Below are 16333 nucleotides of genomic sequence, written 5' to 3'. Positions count from 1 at the left end.
CGAAAATACGTTACTGCGGTCGTCAGTCCGCGGTCGTGGCGGATTTTTTCTTTTCGGACGGCGTTCCGATTCCCAGTCCCGTCGCGGCCATCGCAAACAGGACGAGGGGTGAGAGGTAGCCGAAGAAGTAGTACGGCGCGTACTGAAGCGTCGGGACGCCCAACGCCGTGGCCATGTACACTGCTCCGGCGTGCCACGGAATGAGTGCGCCGGTCGGCGTTCCGGCGGCCTCGACCGCCCGCGAGAGATCTTTGCTTTCCAGCCCGTACTCCTCGTAGAGGTTTCGGAGCGTCATTCCGGGGACGACGATGCTCATGTACTGCTGGGCCGTGAGAACGTTGGTGAGCGTGGCCGACGCGCCGGTTCCAGCGACCAGTCCGCCGACGCTGCTGACCTTCTTCGAGAGGTGATGGGCAAGCACCGCCAGCGTGCCAGTCGTCTCTAGCAGGCCACCGAGGGTGAGTGCCGCGACCACGACGCTAATCGTCCACGCGGAGCCTTCGATGCCGCCGCTCGCCAAGAGGTTGTTCACCATGTCCATTCCCGTCTCCGGACTGGTGCCGCCGAGAAGCACCTGCCAGCTCTCGGTGAACGACTGCCCTTGCACCAGAATGGTCACTATCGCGCCAGCGAAGACGCCTGCGAGAAGCGACGGAAGCGCGGGGTAGCCGCGCAGTGCGAGTCCGAAGGTGACGACCAGCGGAAGGAAGACGAGCAGTGAAAGCGAGTAGGTGCCCGTCAGTGCGGTCTGAATCTCGCCGACGCTTCCGGTCGAACCGCCGCTAACTGACTGCACGCCGAGGACGGCGTAGCCGAGGACACCGATTCCGAACGCGAGGATTGTTCCGGTTCGCATTCCTCGGATGTGCTCGTAGAGGTTGGTGTTGGTCACCGCCGCGGCGAGGTTCGTGGTGTCCGAAAGCGGTGACTGTTTGTCACCGGCGTAGGCTCCCGAGAGGATGGCACCCGCCGTCATCGGGGCGGGGACGCCCAGTCCGGAACCGATGCCGATGAACGCCACGCCGAGCGTTCCCACCGTGGTCCACGAGGAACCGATGGAGAACGCGACGAGGCCCGACAGCACCGCCGTCACCGGCAGGAAGATGGTCGGTGAGAGGAGTTGGAGGCCGTAGTACATCAGTCCCGGAATGGTGCCGGAGCTAATCCACGTCGAAATGAGCGCGTAAATCGTGAACAGGATGAGAACGGCCTGCAAGCCCATCAGGAGGCTGTCCGCCACGCCGCCGTACAGGTCGTCCCACGACATTCCCAGTCCGTAGTAGCCGACCAGCCCGGTGAACGCGATGGCCCACAGCAGAGGAATGTGTGGATCCATCTTCAGCCAAGCCGAGCCGACACCTAAGAATACGACCGTTGCGAGAACCGGCAGGAGCGCCAGTCTCAGCGACGGTCGCCGGTTCTCCGGTAGCTCCGCGTATGTGAGGGGTTCGAAATCCAGTGACGCCATCGTACCTGTTCCGATGCACCAAGGGAATTAAACGGTTATGGTTCGATGCCTGTGGGTAATCGTTAGGCGAATGATCTATTCGTCCCGATACGTCGGCGGAACCAGACCGACAGTTCTTAAACCCGGTATCCAGTACTGTGGGGTGTGGTGGGATGGCAGAGCGGCCTATTGCGCCTGCCTTGAAAGCAGGTGGCGTCATGCCTCTTGGGTTCAAATCCCAATCCCACCGCTTTTCACACGACTATTCGGCGAGCATCGTGTATTCTCATCTCGTAATATCAAAACTAGTTGATTACGGTGTAATGTAGGAATATTTTTGCCCGCTTATTGGAACTATATTTTATGGAATTTCTCACCCGACGCCAATTTTTAGCAACTAGTTCGGTTTCAATGGGAACGCTCACCGGTTGTTCGTATCTAGATGGCACCAGCCAAGTGACGCTTGGAGGGATTTCGCTCGTCAATACAATCTCCAAAGTGAGGGAATTTCACGTTACGGTCAAGTGCAACGGCGAAAGAATCCACCAGTCTTCTCACGAAGTAGAACCACCGCTTGACGGCAAAAACAATACCATGAAAACGATTGCCCCCGATGTGCCAGAGAATCAATATCCTATCGTTGTTAGTGGACGCATCGGCAATCAACAGCGCACAGTTGATCTGAATAGGGACCAATTTGATGGTCAATGTATGATACCGACATTTATTTTCGAAAAGTATGAAGGAAGTCTTGGAACGACTGTTTTTGCTACGGAGACTTTAGATGATCCTCCAGCGGTTATCAAGTGCGATAAGAAATAACTCCGTTGCGGCATGGGACTGACGAATGCGATTCCTATCGAGAGCAAACGACTGAAGAGACGACGTACCCCCTGAATAGCAACTGCTCGTGATTGGAGACCTTAAGCCATGCAAGCCAAACTCCCGTCCCGTCCTGCCCTCACACCAACCTTTTTCGCGCCGACAGACCTCCCACGAACACATGGGCGCACTCTCCGACCTCCGCGTGCTGGACTTAACACAGGTTCTCGCGGGGCCGTACTGTACGATGTTATTGGCGGATATGGGCGCGGACGTGGTGAAAATCGAACGACCGGGCGGCGATTTGATGCGCTCCAAACAACCCTTTACCGAGGAGGACGACCCCTACGGCGGCTATTTCCAGAGCGTCAACCGCGGCAAGCGGAGCGTCGAACTCGATTTCGGGGACGAAAGCGACAGAGCAGATTTCCTCCGATTGGTCGAGAAAGCCGACGTGGTGGTCGAAAACTACCGCGCCGGGACGATGGAGCGATTCGATTTGGAGTACGAACGACTTCGGGAGCGAAACCCGGAACTCATCTACGCCTCGATTCGCGGGTTCGGCGACCCGCGAACCGGCGAAACCGACCGACAGGGGCGGCCCGCGTTCGACCTCATCGCGCAAGCATTGGGCGGCGTAATGGAGATTACAGGCCACCCTGACGGCCCGCCGACGAAAGTCGGGCCGGGAATCGGCGACTTGTTCGCCGCCGTGCTTCACGGAATGGGGATTCTCGGCGCGCTTCACCACCGAGAACGAACCGGTGAAGGGCAGTACGTCGATACTGCGATGTACGACAGCATGGTGAGCATGTGCGAGCGAACGGTCTACCAGCATTCCTACACCAGCGATGTTCCGGGTCGTGAAGGAAACGCACACCCGACGCTGTTTCCGTACGATGCGTTCGAAGCATGGGACGGATATCTCGTCGTCGCGGCCTTCAGCGACGGCCACTGGCAATCACTCTGTGAGGCCATGAACCGCCCCGAACTAGTCGAGGAGTATCCGACAGGAGACGACCGACTTGAAGACCGCGAGCGACTCCGCGCGGAAATCGAATCGTGGATGGCGGATAAAACCATGAAGACGGTTCTCGACAAACTCGACGGACTCGTTCCCTGCGCACCGGTACAAGACGTTTCGGACGTATTCGCAGATCCGCATATTCACGACCGAGATATGCTGGTTTCCGTCGAACAACCCGGAAGCGACGAAACCGTGACGATTGCGGGGACGCCGATTAAGATGACCGAGACACCGCCGGAACCCGGGACTCGTGCGCCGCTACTGGACGAACATCACGAGTCGGTGCTTCGAGAGTGGAATCGGTGAGCGAGCGCGAGCGCAGAATCCGGACTCGAAATCTCGTTCCAGCCGTCCCACGCAGAATTATCTTCGTCATCATTCGCGTCGTCCCACCAGTTGTTTTCGTCTTCGCCAGTATCCCGACCATCGTTGTCGTCTCTCCAATCGTCTTCGTTGTCGTTCCAATCGCTGGTTCTATCGTTCTGTGCGTTTCCGTTCCCACCCACGCGAACGACCTCGATACCCGAAAGCATCGGGTCTTCGATTTCGTGGAGGAAGCGCACGTCAATCGCGCCGTCGTCCGGTTCTACGGCGAACGATTTCATCGTCCCTCTGTCGTGGCCGAGTTCTTCGTACATGTCGTAATCGTCGAGAACCCGCTCCCCTTCGATTTCGACGTCGAATTTTCGCGGCCCTTTCTCGTCGTAATCGTTCCAACCGGAGTTACCGAAGTACGACTCCACGAAGTAGAGACGGACGACGTATCTGCCATCCTCGACCGGGAACCGATACTGCATTTCCGTGTTGTCGCTGAAGTCGTTCGGATTGTCTGCGTCGTATCGCCTGCTCTGGAAGACCGCTTCGGGCGCTCCGCTGGGGACGGACGGCGTCGTTGCGATTCGGTCGCTCGTCGTGTTCGTGTGACTGCCGCTTTCGCGTGCGTTTCCGAACCGTGATGGGCGCTGTTCGGAGTCCTGTTCCCAGTCGGGACCGCCATCAGACATCGCAATTCGCTGGCCACCGACGTTGACGCGGTAACGCACGGTTTCCTCGGCTGGCTCTGCTGTAGTCGTCTGTGTCGTTGGCGGTGTCGTGGTTTGCGTCGTTTGCGGTTGCTGGGTCGTGGACTGTGCTGATTCAGTCGTTGACTGCTCTCCGGTGGTTTCGGTCGGCTGTGTATTGGTTTGTGTTTCCGTCGGTGCGGATGTCGTCCCGTCGTCCATTCCGCCCGTTGACGACCCGAGGATTCCGGGAATCCCCGCAACGATAATCATCCCAGCGACGAAAAAGACCAGTCCACCACCGATGAGTGCACCGTGAATAAATCCACCCGATGACGCGCCTGACATGTTTCTCAAATCCCCCTCGCGTGCGGCACCATGACCCGTTCTCGCCGTTCTACGGAGTTAATTATACACCTACTAAAGTGCAATTCTCTCGAACTATTCCGACCGAAATAGACGGTCCGATTTAAACGTACATGATTTGGCAAGCAGAAAAGGGAATTGGGTTCTCTTTCATTTCCTTCGGGTGAGTACGATTGCCGAAATTGCACTCCCGGCGAGCGAATTTGCGCTCCGCGAAGCGTTCTCCCGAATCCCCGGAGCCAGATTCGAAATCGTGGGAGTCGTCGCACACGATGCCGAACACGTTATGCCGCAGATGCAGGCGACTGCGTCGGATATTGCAGTTCTTCAGTCGGCGTTGGAAACCGACCCCTCTGTTACCGATGTTACCCTTCTTACGACTCGTGGCAACCGCGGACTGTTCTGGATGAACTGGTGTGAAACCGGTCGAAAAATTGTTCATCTGCTGGCGGAAAGTGATACGACAGTTCTCGCCGCGCATGCGGCGAACAGCGAGTGGCGGTTTCGAATCCAATCTGGTGACCGAGACGCGCTTTCTTCCGTCTACGAATCGTGCCGCGATGCCGGATACCCCGTCGAAATCCAAAACGTTCACGAGCAGACGACGCTGACCGAAAATTCGCGGGGACTCACGACACAGCAGTACGAAACGCTCCAAACCGCAATCGACCGCGGTTACTACGACATTCCACGGAACGCAACCACGGAAGACCTCGCGGACGAATTGGGGTGTCCCATCAGGCCATCTCGGAGCGACTTCGCCGTGACCATCGCAGTCTCGTAAAAAGTGGGCAGTCGTCGTCGAACGACAGTCGTGTATAGATACCCGCGAGCTGACGACGGAAGGGAATCCTTTTCGTCCCCCCGGACTGACGTGCGAACATGGACTGGCCCCACGACCCAGACGGCGAGGAAGGGAGCGAGGGCGGACGGAAGTACGGACTCGCAATCCTCGCAAAGAAACTGGACGAAGACGAGGATTTCCCGCTTTCCAGCGAGGAATTCGCCGAGGAACACGCAGACGAACCGATTCGCATCAACTACAAGAGCGTCGTGAGCGTCGCCGACATCTTCGAGCACGTCGAACCGGCAGAGTACGAGACGATTGTGAATTTCCACCGCGGCGTCGGTGCCGCAATGCGTTCCGGTGGCTTCTGGGACTACCACCCGGTCGGCGAAAACCCGGAAAAGAAACGAGCCTGAGAACCGCGAATCAGCGGACTAACCCTACCTACTCTCGATTTTCCGCCGAGTGCCACCGTTCTCCGCTACCGTCGGATGTCGCGGCAGTCTGCGGCACGCGTCGGCTATCCCTGTCTGCGTGGTCGTCAGAAAGGTTCAGTTCCTCGTCTACGTTCCACGTCGGATGGCTTCTGGCTTCTGCCTGTACTTTCTCCTCAAGCAGGTTGACGGCGACGCGATTCGCACCTTCCGGAATGATGAGGTCGGCGTGCTTTTTCGTCGGTTCGACGAACTGCTCGTGCATCGGTTTCACCGTCGAGAGATATTGGTTCATGACGCCTTCGAGGTCGCGCTCGCGGTCTACCACGTCGCGCTCGATTCGCCGGAGGATGCGAACGTCGGCGTCGGTTTCGACGTACACTTGCAAATCCAGCATCTCGTTGATTTCCGAATCGTAGAGGGCGAGAATCCCTTCGAGAATCACCACGTCGGTCGGTTCGACCGTGACGCGTTCTTCTTTCCGGTTGTGAATCGTGAAATCGTACTGGGGCATCTCGATGGTCTGACCGGAGAGGAGTTCATCGAGATGGTCGCGGAGCAGTTCCCACTCGAACGCCGAGGGGTGGTCGTAGTTGACTTCCGCGCGCTCCTCGAAATTGAGGTGTGAGAGGTCTTCGTAGTAGTTGTCCATCGGAATGCGAGTGACGGAGTCGCTCACGTCCTCGGTTACCTCGCGGGCAACGGTGGTTTTTCCCGCACCGGTTCCCCCGGCGATGCCGATAACGAACGACGGAATGGTCATTGTGGGGAACAGGTGGAACGGATGTTTGAATCTCTCGAAATTCACCGGGCGATTCATATGGTTAGAAAATATAGAGGACAGCCAGCACGAAGCCAATTAGTAGGTAGAGCCAGCAGAAAGCCATCAAAATCCGGATGGACCACGAATCTGTTTGAACCAACTTGACGGTGATTGCCACAAAGAACAGGAAAAGTGTGAATAAAGAAAAAGGAGCTTGATACACCGAAAATGCGATAACCAAAATCAGTAGCACTCCTTTCATATGCTGCTGGTAACGTTCGATAAAATCAAAGCGATTTGAGAGGTGACTCACGCCCCCGTGAAGCAACAGCGTGACCAGTAGAACCAACAATCCGATTTGAAAACTGACGTTCTGTAAAACGTGGGTTAGTATTGGAATAGAACTGTCTACAGGACACGTAAATCCGTATACGGTTTGGAGTGATATAGCACCACCACCGTACAGAATTACCATTTCGAACTGGCGAGACCAGTCAAATATGGTCGGTTCACTGTCGTTCAGTTCTGAACTAGACCTCTGTCCACTAACTCGATTTAAAAATCCAACTTCCGTGAGAAACACACCAGTTGAAAACGATGCTACAATTGAAATCGAATACAGTAGAATAGCACTACCGACGTAGAGCAGCAACGTTCCCAGCGCAGGTATCGGCCCGGCTGTTGGGCAAGCAAGGGATTCTAGTGGCTGCATTTTATGAACTTATTTATTTAATATAAATAAATTCTCGATAATACACTAGGTTGGAATGGATTGCTGACCGTGTTGACCCTGTCCTTGCTTGCAATCCTCTTTTTACTCATATATATAAATGTTAATGTAGTTGTAGATACTACTCGATAAGGTATCACTAACGGTTCTCATTTCTGAGACGCAAATCACGATTAGGACAACTTATAGGCCAGTACGTCAAACCCACAGCCAACAGTGACGAACGCCCAGATTACGTTGGTTCAAATCGACAACTACGGTCCGTGGACCGTGACGCCGGAACCGCGCCGGGAAGTAGACCTCCAGACGCTCCAATCGCGTCTGTACGCCGACCTCTCGCAACTCATCGGCAATCGGCAGGGTTACGTCTTTTTCACCCGGTTCGACAACATGATTGCGGTGACCAACGGCCTGTCGATGGACGACCACGCGCTCGTACAAGAATCGGTCGGAAACCGCTACCCGGTGACGGTCAGCCTCGGTGTCGCCACCGGAACCAGCCCAGTGCAGGCGCTCGCCGACGCAACCGAACAGTTGCAGGACGCGGGAAGCGCACAGGACAAGTCACGTCGGGAAATCCTTCGCGGACGGACAATTGACGAGGAGTTCCGAACCGACGACGACATCCAAATCGCGCATTTCGACGTGAACGACATGACCGGCAACTTCACCGACGAAGTGAACGCCTTCGACTCGTTCATTCACATCGAGCAGGGCTATGCGGAACTGATGAGGTACATGCGCGAAGCCCACGATTCCCTCTCTTTCTTCGTCGGCGGCGACAACGTCATCGCGGTTTGCCCGGAATTGGACGAGGCCGAATACGAAGACGCCATTCGACACGTTCGGGACACGGTGGAAGTCGAACTGAAAGTTGGCGTCGGCAACGGTCGCGTTCCGCAGGATGCCGGAATGGCGGCAAAGCACGCGCTCGAAACGTGTCGCGCGGACGGCAGTAACGTGGAGTTCCAGTAACGAACTGGACTCTGGCGGCAGACCGTAGATATTCGCGGGAGACGGGAATAAAGGTGCCGGGGATAGCTTTTAGCATAGTTGTGTCAAACGTTCACATATGGACGCTGAAGTCACAATCCGGGATATGATGACCCGCGAATACGTGGGGGTCAGTGAATCTGACTCCGTTCTCGGCGCAGTACAACTCATGCAGACGGAAGGCGTGGGGAGCGTCGTCGTCCTTCGGGGACGCGAACCGGTGGGAATCATGACCGAATCGGACGTCGTCGGCCTCGTCGCAGACGAAAGAGATGCTACCGAAACCACCGTCGCCGACGCGATGACGAGTCCTGTCGTCTCGATGCGGGCAGACCGCAGTCTCGCCGACGCCGCGGGGGTAATGGCACAACAGGGAATCAGACGGCTCGTCGTCACCCGCGACGACGAGATGGTCGGCCTGCTCACCGAACGGGACGTGATTTCTGCCTCGGCATCGCCGTCGAGCATTACGTCCTCTCCCGAACCGGAGGTGAGCGACGCCGAACTCGTCGGAACGATGGAAACGAACGGCGGCGACACCGAATACGAAGGGCAAAGCATCTGTGAGGTCTGTGGCAAACTCACGCGGGAACTAGCGAACGTCAACGGCCAACTGGTCTGTACCGACTGCCGCGAATACTAGATAGCTCGGCGACATCTTCTGCAAATAGCGTCTATCGAGCCGAATTTTAAAAATCTCGAAAGGTAGTTTTATATTCCATGAGTCGATACCCATCTCTATCCATGAGATATGGTATCGAACGACGTGACGTTTTGAAAGGTGTCGGAACCGCTGGAATCGCCAGTCTTGCGGGCTGTATCGGCGGTGGCGGCGCTGGAGATGGTGATGGCAATGGAGACGGAAATGGCGGCGGAAACGGTGGTGGCCCGGACGTTATCAACGTTATCGGCTACCCGCAAAGCGGTATCCAACTGTTCCGCGACTATTACAAAAACACCGACGGAAGCCACGACATTATCGTTCCCGACGGACTGCTCGACGCTGACCTCCCGAAGGAGGTCAGCAACGACATGCAGAACGTCACCGGAACCGCTCCGGCCGCCTCCGGGCCGAATCAAGAGGCGTTCACGGAGATGTACCGCGACGAATACGACAGCGCGCCGGGCGTGTTTACCGCACACTCCTACGATGCGGTTGCCATCCTCATCCTCGCCAACGCGGCGGCGGGTGCGAACGATGGTCAAAAGATACGCGACCAGATGCGTCGAGTCGCCAACCCCGGTGGGCAGGAGTTCGGCCCCGAAAACTTCGTGGAAGCGGTCGAAGCCGCGGCACGCGGTGAGGACATCAACTATCAGGGCGCATCCAGTGTGGTCGATTTCAACGAGAAGGGCGACCCGGCCTCCGCGGCTTACAACGTGTGGAAGTTCGCTCCGGATACGGATGCGGGTTCGGAAACCGTCGATACCATCAACTTCGACGGCGACGCTGGTGGCAACATGGCGGACAGTTCGCCCGGCGGCCAAGACCGTGAAATCATGGTCGGTATTCTGCTTCCGGAAACCGGCGACCTCGGTTCCGTCGGGAGCCAGATGATTCAGGCGGCGAACTTGCCGATTCAACAGGTGAACGACGCGGGAATCAGCGTGACAGTTGACTCGCAAGTCGAGGATTCACAAACCACGAAACAGGCCTCGCTTTCCGGTGCGAACGCACTCGTCAGCGCGGGCTACCCGGCCATCTGTGGCCCTGCTTCGTCCGGAAACTTCATCCCGGTGAGCAAACAGGTGTTCACCAAACAGAGCATCGTCGGCTGTTCGCCGTCGAGCACGGCGCTCACGGTGACGAATTTGGAGGACAACGACTTCGTCTTCCGCACAGCCCCGAGCGACCTGCTTCAGGGACAAGTTATGGCACAGGTCGCCGCCGAGCGACTCGGCGGCAGCACCGCCTCGACGCTGTTCGTGAACAACAGCTACGGCCAGCAGTTATCCGAGAAGTTCTCCTCGGCATTCACGGAAGAACAGGACGGCGAAATCCTGAACAAAGTGTCGTTCAACAAGGGCGAAAACTCCTACACCTCCGTCATCAACAAAGCGACGGATTCGAACTAATTCCGTTCTCCCCGCTGGACGCCGCTCTGTAAAAACGGTCATCGATTCTGACACCTGTTGTATCGGTAACGGAGGGATGAATCGACCAAAATCTATAACGATAGTTTAAAATAGACTTTTCCTGCAGAACGACGACAGTTCCCCCGGGTATGAGACACAAAATCGACCGTCGCACCTACCTTCGGGGGATGGGTGGCGTAGGTGTCGCGACGACCGCTGGCCTGATGGGGTCGCTCCAACAGGACGGCGGCCCGGATATGCTCACTATTATCGGCTATCCGCAAAGCGGCATTCAGTTGTTCCGCGACCTGTACGCAACCGGACAGAACCTCGACGTTCTCGTTCCGGACGGCCTACAGTCATCGACGCTTCCGCAGGAAGTCGGCAACGACATGCAGAACGTCACCGGAACCGCACCCGCCGCCGCCGGACCGAACCAAGATGCGTTCAATCAACTGTTCCAAGACCAGTACAACCAACCACCGGGCGTGTTCACCTCGCAGTCCTACGATTCGGTCGCAATCCTGATTCTGGCGAACGCCGCAGCAGGCGAGAACACCGGGTCGGCCATCCGCGAACAGATGCGCCGAATCGCTAACCCCGGCGGGCAGGAGTACGGCCCACAGAACTTTGTGGAGGGAGTTCAAGCCGCCGCGAACGGAGACGACATCAACTACCAAGGAGCATCGAGTACGACCAACTTCGATCAGAACGGCGACCCCGCCGCGGCATCTTACGACGTGTGGCAGTTCGCGCCGCAGACCGAGGACGGCATCAGAACCGTGAACACGCGGCGATTCGAGAGCAACGCGGGCGGGCCGAGCGCGAACAACGCACCCGGCGGAACCGGACGAACCATCAGAGTCGGTATCCTGCTTCCGGAAACCGGCGACCTCGGCTCCGTCGGGACGCCCATGATTCAAGCGTCCAGAATCCCGATTCAGCAGGTGAATCAGGCCGACGTAGACCTGCAAGTCGAAACGCAGGTCGAAGACACGCAAACATCCAGACAACCGGCACTCTCGGGTGCGAACGCGCTCGTCAACGCGGGCTATCCGGCCATCTCCGGCCCGGCATCGTCGGGGAACAACATCCCGGTTTCGAGCGAGGTGTACATCCCGAACGAAATCGTCGGCTGTTCACCGTCCAGTACCGCGATTACCGTCTCGCGCTTGCAGGACAACGACTACGTCTTCCGAACCGCACCGAGCGACCTGCTTCAGGGGCAAGTGATGGCACAAGTCGCGGCCGAACGACTCGGCGCACAATCCGCTTCCACCCTGTTCGTGAACAACGACTACGGCCAACAGTTGTCCGAACAGTTCTCGCAGTCGTTCCAGCAAGACCACGACGGACAGGTCAACAACCAAGTCGCGTTCAACATCGGCGAATCGTCGTACACGTCGGTCATCAATCAGGCGTTGGGCGGGTAACGGAAATCGGATTCACCACGCCGTTTTTCGTCGCGATTCTCGCGATTCGAAAGGTGGCGTTCACATCGGAGTTCGAGCGAATCGGCTAATAAAAAGGCAGAAGCGACAGCGTGTTGTACTGTCAGTAAATGGCTCCCGGAGATTCGGACTTCAGCGGCGCTGTCTTGGGAATACTCATGATTACGATTGGTCTTGCGCCAACGGTACTCTTTTCTTTTGGACTGACCGGGAGAGTGTCATTTATGTGTGACTTCGGAGTAGTACTTGAACAGTCATTCTTGAGCATGCCAATCGTACAGTTCGTCGTGAGCGTCACCGGTTTGTTTCTGGCAGGAATGGGCGTTTTCACGATGAAATACGGACGTTCGGAGATAGTTACGCCCGGATTGTACTGAGTTGAACGACCGGGCAAAGCACCGTTTCAGTGAAAGAAAATCGGGGTTAGCCGCCGAGGAACTCCTGTCTGACCTCATCGTCGGCCAGCAGGGCGTCTCCAGTGTCCATGAACCGGTTGCCACCCTGTACGAGGACGTAGCCGCGGTCGCAGCGCCGTAGAGCCTCCTTCGCATTCTGCTCGACCATCAGAATCGCGGTGCCGGAGTCGTTGATTTCGTCAACCTTGTCGAACATCTCGGCCACGAGGTCGGGAGCCAATCCCGCGCTCGGTTCGTCAAGCATCAGCAAGTCGGGGTCGAGCATCAGCGCCCGCCCCATGGCGAGCATCTGCTGTTGGCCGCCGGACATCGTTCCGGCCTTCTGTTCCCTGCGCTCGTGGAGAATCGGAAAGCGTTCGAACACCTCGGAAAGCGCGTCGTCCGGCACTTCGTCTAGAATGTACGCGCCCATCTCCAAGTTCTCCTGCACGGAGAGCGACCCGAAGATGTTGTCGTTCTGCGGGACGTAGCCAAGTCCCTGGTGGATGATTTGCTCCGGCGTCTTCCGCTGAATTTCGGTTCCTTCGAAGGTGACCGTTCCGCCCATGTAGGTCGTCAGTCCGAAGACGGATTTCATCACGGTCGATTTCCCGGCCCCGTTCGGCCCGACGATGGTGACGTACTCGCCATCTTCGACGCGCATATCCACGTCGTCGAGGATTTGCAAGTCTTCGCCGTACCCCGCGTCGAGGCTGTCGATTTCGAGGAGTGCCATCAGACTTCGTCCCCCAGATAGGCGTCGATGACCTGCTCGTTCGAGCGGATTTCCGCCGGTTCGCCCTCGGCGAGCACCTTGCCTTGGTGCATCACGATGACGTGTTCGCAGTTGTTCATGATAACGTCCATGTCGTGTTCCACGAGCAGGAACGTGTAGCCACGTTCGCGCAGTTCGTGGACGTGTTTCAGCAGTTTCTTTTCAAGCGACGGGTTGACGCCCGCCAGCGGTTCGTCCAGTAGAACCATCTGCGGGTCGGTCATGAGCGCCCGCGCCATCTCCAGCAGTTTTCGCTGGCCGCCGGAGAGGTTGCCCGCATATTCACCCGCGAGATGCTCGATTTCGAAGAAATCGAGCATTTCCCACGCGCGAGAAAGGACTTCTTCTTCCTGTTGTTCGACGCTGCCTCGAAGTCCGGGCGTCACCGACCGCCAGAGTTTCTCGCCCTCCTGCGCTTTCGGCGCGAGCATCATGTTTTCGAGCACTGTCATCTCCGCGAGTTCGCGGGCGATTTGGAACGTCCGCACCAGTCCGCGATTGGCGATTTGGTACGGGCGCTGTCCGGTGATGTCCTCGTCGTCGAAGTACACCGCGCCGCCGTCCGGTTGATAGACGCCGGTGATGAGGTTGAACGTGGTCGATTTTCCGGCCCCGTTCGGCCCGATGAGTCCGGTGAACGACCCCTGTTCGACGGAGAACGTCGCGCCGTCAACCGCAGTAATTCCGCCGAACGTCTTGCGGAGATTTTCGACTCGAAGCGGCGTTTCGCTCAAATCCACCGTTTCACGCCCGATGTCGAGCGTTTCTCTCTGTTCGGATTCGCTTGCAGTCATTGTCCGTCACCTCCTTGTTCGCCACCGTCAGTCGCGGGTTTCGGTTCAGGCGTGCCACCGCCACTGCGCGGACGCGAGAGCGGAATGCTCGCGGCCTCCTCCTTGCGGTGGCCGAGCACGCCCTCAGGGCGGCGTTGCATTATCAAAATGAGCACGACGCCCATGATGACCAACTGCAACGCGTTGATGTTGTTGATGGTGTACGCGACGAACGGCGTGATGTTGCCCGCGAATACCGGGCCGATTGCGTCGGCGAACGTGTTCGGCGACGCCGAAACGTCGTACACCTGCCGAATGATGTTCTTCAGGTACAGCGGCCCTTGGAACAGCAGACCGGCGAACACCGCCGCACCGAGAACGCTACCGGTGTTCGACCCCGCACCGCCGATGATGAGGGCCAACCAGACGAAAAACGTCACCTGCGGTCTGAACGATGTCGGCGTGATGGCACCCTGCCGGAGTTGCCAGAGGATGCCAGCCAGTCCCATCAGTGCACACCCGAGCATGAACGACTTGATTTTGAACCGGTCGGTGTCCTTGCCGAGGGCGTTCGCAACCTCCTCGTCCTCCCGGATGGCCTTGAGAACACGACCGAACGGCGATTCGCCGGTTCGCTTGAGCAACCAGTAGAATCCGGCGACGAATCCCATCAGGATGATTGCGTAAGTTAGCGAATCGAGTACCGGCCCGACACTGCCGCCCACGAGCGGATTCAGCGCGTTCTCCACCGCCGCGTAGGGGGCGCTGTCGAACAGCGGTTGCAGTGGGTCGTCGTAGTTCAACAGCAGACCGCGACCGCCGCCGGTTCCGAGGTTTCTGCCGAATATCACGACGTTCTGGAACTGGTTCGACATCACGGTGAACCGAACGATTTCGGACATCGCGATGGTCACGATGGCGAGATAGTCGGCCCGTAACCGTAACGCCGGAAGCGCGATGAGCAAGCCCAGAAGCGCCGCCGCGAGCATTCCGGCGATGATGCCGACCCAGAGAGGCAGGCCAAGTCCGGACACGGTCGCGGCCCCTGCAGTCGCGCTTGCCGGTGGTTTCGAGACGATGGCCATCGTATACAATCCGACAGCCATGAATCCCGCGATGCCGATGTTGAACAGCCCGGTGTATCCCCATTGTAGGTTCAACGCGAGCGCCAACATTCCGTACACCGCAATGAGGAACGTGAGGCGCGCGAGGGAGTTCAACTGGCCGCGGAACGAGTAGCCGAGCGCCGACCCGGCGAGGAGGTACAGCGCGTACAGGCCGAGAAGCGCGCCGATGATGAGCATCGTGTCGCTGACTTCGAAATCGCGGAAACTCGCGCTCATGCGGTCGTCCTCCCTGCGAACAGTCCCTGCGGCTTAAACAGCAGGATGAGAATCATCATGCCGAACGCGGCGGCCCGGCCGAACTCACCCGGAATCCAGATGATGGCCAAGTCCCATGTCAGTCCGATGACCAACCCGCCGAGAATCGCGCCGTAAATCGACCCGATGCCGCCGAGGATGACCGCGGCGAAAATCGGGAGCAACAGGAGCCAACCGAACTGGAAGTCGATGGTTCCCGTCCAGAGAACCATCAGGTAGCCAGCGACCCCGGTCAGGCCGCCGCCGATTATCCACGTCCAGCGAATGACGCGCTCGGTCGGAATCCCGGTGATTCGCGCGAGGTCTTCGTTGTCGGCCATGGCGCGCATCGCCTTGCCGAGTTTCGTTCGCTGAAGCAGGACGTGAACGCCGACCATCAGCCCCACCGTCGAAACGAGCAAGGTGAGGTCGTGTGCAGTGACGGGAACGGTTCCGTCCCAGAGCAGAAGCCGCCACGAAGGTATCTCCTGTGACGCCGTCGTGCCGCGGTTCTGCGTCGAGAAGACGAACACGATGAGGTATCGAAGCATGAACGCCACGCCGACGCTGGTGATGAGCAGGGCGATACCGCCCGCATCGCGCATCGGTCTGTATACCACGCGGTCGATGAACAGTGCAAGTGCAATCGTTCCCAGCCCGGCGAGAACGAGTCCCAAAATGACCGCGATTGGCGTCGTCGCAATGGTTATGTTGAGGTCGCTCGCGTACACCGTTCCGCCCGCTCCGACCAACAGCAAGCCCGGAAGGCTGGATTGGCTGAACCCGGATACGAGATACGTTACCGCCCAACCGGTGAACGCGCCGCTCGTGATGTAATCGCCGTGAGAGAAGTTGGCGAAGTTCAGAATACTGTACGTCATCGATAGCCCGATTCCGGCAAGGCCAATAATGAGTCCGCGCATGAGTCCGCTCCAGACGAGCGAACCGACGTCGGACACGAGTAGGTCGCCGGATAGCAGGCGGCTTACGAAATCCACGACGAGAAGCGCCGCAAAGAGGCCGACAACCACGAGCAGTGGTCGCTCGACAACGAGGCGTCGTCCACGTGAATAGGTTTCATTTACGCCGTCCATTGGTAACTCTCCACACGATAATCGGTTCCGGTCAAACT

17 protein-coding genes and 1 tRNA gene are annotated in these 16333 nt (G+C 57.8%); 10 read left to right on the top strand and 8 right to left on the bottom strand.

The features are described from left to right. Nucleotides 1–22: 22 nt before the first annotated feature. Nucleotides 23–1468 carry an arginine/ornithine antiporter ArcD gene (gene arcD, locus HL45_RS06190; protein ID WP_049970276.1) on the bottom strand — a complete coding sequence of 482 codons (1446 nt, stop codon included), beginning with the start codon at nt 1466–1468 and terminating at the stop codon, nt 23–25. 146 nt (nt 1469–1614) lie between these two features. Here arcD and HL45_RS06185 point away from each other — a divergent pair. The 3 genes from HL45_RS06185 (at nt 1615) to mct (ending at nt 3602) form a co-directional block, all read left to right on the top strand. Beyond that, nucleotides 1615–1697 (top strand) — tRNA-Ser (locus HL45_RS06185). A 113-nt stretch (nt 1698–1810) separates the two neighbouring features. Beyond that, on the top strand, nt 1811–2269 hold the full coding sequence (locus tag HL45_RS06180) for a hypothetical protein (protein WP_144240019.1): 459 nt from the start codon (nt 1811–1813) through the stop codon (nt 2267–2269). A gap of 181 nt (nt 2270–2450) precedes the next feature. Beyond that, the gene (mct, locus tag HL45_RS06175) at nt 2451–3602 is read left to right on the top strand and encodes a succinyl-CoA:mesaconate CoA-transferase (RefSeq protein ID WP_049970274.1); all 1152 of its coding nucleotides are present in this window, start codon (nt 2451–2453) and stop codon (nt 3600–3602) included. Here mct and HL45_RS06170 read toward each other — a convergent pair. Continuing rightward, on the bottom strand, nt 3569–4645 hold the full coding sequence (locus HL45_RS06170) for a malectin domain-containing carbohydrate-binding protein (protein WP_049970273.1): 1077 nt from the start codon (nt 4643–4645) through the stop codon (nt 3569–3571). The two genes, mct and HL45_RS06170, sit on opposite strands and share 34 nt — an antisense overlap. A gap of 181 nt (nt 4646–4826) precedes the next feature. Here HL45_RS06170 and HL45_RS21380 point away from each other — a divergent pair, with 181 nt between their 5' ends. Then, entirely contained in the window at nt 4827–5447 is a 621-nt protein-coding gene (locus tag HL45_RS21380) for a helix-turn-helix domain-containing protein (RefSeq protein ID WP_049970272.1), read from the top strand. A 98-nt stretch (nt 5448–5545) separates the two neighbouring features. Further along, a complete protein-coding gene (locus HL45_RS06160) occupies nt 5546–5866 on the top strand; it encodes a DUF5785 family protein (RefSeq protein WP_049970271.1) in 321 nt (106 codons plus the stop codon). A 28-nt stretch (nt 5867–5894) separates the two neighbouring features. Here the strand turns inward: HL45_RS06160 and udk are convergent, their stop codons facing one another. Continuing rightward, nucleotides 5895–6647, bottom strand: a complete 753-nt coding sequence (gene udk / locus HL45_RS06155; RefSeq protein ID WP_049971921.1) for a uridine kinase — start codon at nt 6645–6647, stop codon at nt 5895–5897. Between the two features lie 61 nt (nt 6648–6708). Further along, complete coding sequence (locus tag HL45_RS06150; RefSeq protein WP_049970270.1) at nt 6709–7359, bottom strand: hypothetical protein; 651 nt, start codon at nt 7357–7359, stop codon at nt 6709–6711. Nucleotides 7360–7593: 234 nt separating this feature from the next. Between HL45_RS06150 and HL45_RS06145 the strand changes: the two genes are divergently transcribed. From HL45_RS06145 to HL45_RS06125, 5 genes are all read left to right on the top strand, one after another. Then, a complete protein-coding gene (locus HL45_RS06145) occupies nt 7594–8352 on the top strand; it encodes a GTP cyclohydrolase III (RefSeq protein ID WP_049970269.1) in 759 nt (252 codons plus the stop codon). Nucleotides 8353–8449: 97 nt separating this feature from the next. Next, entirely contained in the window at nt 8450–9013 is a 564-nt protein-coding gene (locus HL45_RS06140; RefSeq protein ID WP_049970268.1) for a CBS domain-containing protein, read from the top strand. A gap of 101 nt (nt 9014–9114) precedes the next feature. Then, nucleotides 9115–10446: an ABC transporter substrate-binding protein gene (locus HL45_RS06135; RefSeq protein WP_049970267.1), complete on the top strand. Its 1332-nt coding sequence runs from the start codon at nt 9115–9117 to the stop codon at nt 10444–10446. 188 nt (nt 10447–10634) lie between these two features. Continuing rightward, nucleotides 10635–11879 (top strand): ABC transporter substrate-binding protein, encoded by a 1245-nt coding sequence (locus HL45_RS06130; protein WP_368085936.1) that lies wholly within the window; start codon nt 10635–10637, stop codon nt 11877–11879. Between the two features lie 128 nt (nt 11880–12007). After that, complete coding sequence (locus HL45_RS06125) at nt 12008–12274, top strand: hypothetical protein (protein ID WP_049970265.1); 267 nt, start codon at nt 12008–12010, stop codon at nt 12272–12274. Nucleotides 12275–12320: 46 nt separating this feature from the next. Here HL45_RS06125 and HL45_RS06120 read toward each other — a convergent pair whose 3' ends face one another. The 4 genes from HL45_RS06120 to HL45_RS06105 are packed head-to-tail and all read right to left on the bottom strand — an operon-like array spanning nt 12321 to nt 16295. Beyond that, entirely contained in the window at nt 12321–13028 is a 708-nt protein-coding gene (locus tag HL45_RS06120) for an ABC transporter ATP-binding protein (protein WP_049970264.1), read from the bottom strand. Further along, entirely contained in the window at nt 13028–13861 is an 834-nt protein-coding gene (locus tag HL45_RS06115; RefSeq protein WP_049970263.1) for an ABC transporter ATP-binding protein, read from the bottom strand. Before HL45_RS06115 ends, HL45_RS06120 begins: the two co-directional genes overlap by 1 nt. Continuing rightward, nucleotides 13858–15183: a branched-chain amino acid ABC transporter permease gene (locus tag HL45_RS06110; protein WP_049970262.1), complete on the bottom strand. Its 1326-nt coding sequence runs from the start codon at nt 15181–15183 to the stop codon at nt 13858–13860. The genes HL45_RS06115 and HL45_RS06110 overlap by 4 nt, the downstream gene beginning before the upstream one ends. Further along, nucleotides 15180–16295, bottom strand: a complete 1116-nt coding sequence (locus tag HL45_RS06105; RefSeq protein WP_049970261.1) for a branched-chain amino acid ABC transporter permease — start codon at nt 16293–16295, stop codon at nt 15180–15182. Before HL45_RS06105 ends, HL45_RS06110 begins: the two co-directional genes overlap by 4 nt. Nucleotides 16296–16333 lie beyond the last annotated feature (38 nt).

Source organism: Haladaptatus cibarius D43 (assembly GCF_000710615.1).
GTDB lineage: Archaea > Halobacteriota > Halobacteria > Halobacteriales > Haladaptataceae > Haladaptatus > Haladaptatus cibarius.
This window is presented reverse-complemented; position numbering and strand designations above follow the sequence as displayed.

What these genes read in the sequence shown, in the direction of transcription:
- arcD (WP_049970276.1), bottom strand. Translation starts at nt 1,468, where the DNA reads ATGGCGTCACTGGATTTCGAACCCCTCACATACGCGGAGCTACCGGAG.
- HL45_RS06180 (WP_144240019.1), top strand. Translation starts at nt 1,811, where the DNA reads ATGGAATTTCTCACCCGACGCCAATTTTTAGCAACTAGTTCGGTTTCA.
- mct (WP_049970274.1), top strand. Translation starts at nt 2,451, where the DNA reads ATGGGCGCACTCTCCGACCTCCGCGTGCTGGACTTAACACAGGTTCTC.
- HL45_RS06170 (WP_049970273.1), bottom strand. Translation starts at nt 4,645, where the DNA reads ATGTCAGGCGCGTCATCGGGTGGATTTATTCACGGTGCACTCATCGGT.
- HL45_RS06160 (WP_049970271.1), top strand. Translation starts at nt 5,546, where the DNA reads ATGGACTGGCCCCACGACCCAGACGGCGAGGAAGGGAGCGAGGGCGGA.
- udk (WP_049971921.1), bottom strand. Translation starts at nt 6,647, where the DNA reads ATGACCATTCCGTCGTTCGTTATCGGCATCGCCGGGGGAACCGGTGCG.
- HL45_RS06150 (WP_049970270.1), bottom strand. Translation starts at nt 7,359, where the DNA reads ATGCAGCCACTAGAATCCCTTGCTTGCCCAACAGCCGGGCCGATACCT.
- HL45_RS06140 (WP_049970268.1), top strand. Translation starts at nt 8,450, where the DNA reads ATGGACGCTGAAGTCACAATCCGGGATATGATGACCCGCGAATACGTG.
- HL45_RS06135 (WP_049970267.1), top strand. Translation starts at nt 9,115, where the DNA reads ATGAGATATGGTATCGAACGACGTGACGTTTTGAAAGGTGTCGGAACC.
- HL45_RS06130 (WP_368085936.1), top strand. Translation starts at nt 10,635, where the DNA reads ATGGGTGGCGTAGGTGTCGCGACGACCGCTGGCCTGATGGGGTCGCTC.
- HL45_RS06125 (WP_049970265.1), top strand. Translation starts at nt 12,008, where the DNA reads ATGGCTCCCGGAGATTCGGACTTCAGCGGCGCTGTCTTGGGAATACTC.
- HL45_RS06120 (WP_049970264.1), bottom strand. Translation starts at nt 13,028, where the DNA reads ATGGCACTCCTCGAAATCGACAGCCTCGACGCGGGGTACGGCGAAGAC.
- HL45_RS06115 (WP_049970263.1), bottom strand. Translation starts at nt 13,861, where the DNA reads ATGACTGCAAGCGAATCCGAACAGAGAGAAACGCTCGACATCGGGCGT.
- HL45_RS06110 (WP_049970262.1), bottom strand. Translation starts at nt 15,183, where the DNA reads ATGAGCGCGAGTTTCCGCGATTTCGAAGTCAGCGACACGATGCTCATC.
- HL45_RS06105 (WP_049970261.1), bottom strand. Translation starts at nt 16,295, where the DNA reads ATGGACGGCGTAAATGAAACCTATTCACGTGGACGACGCCTCGTTGTC.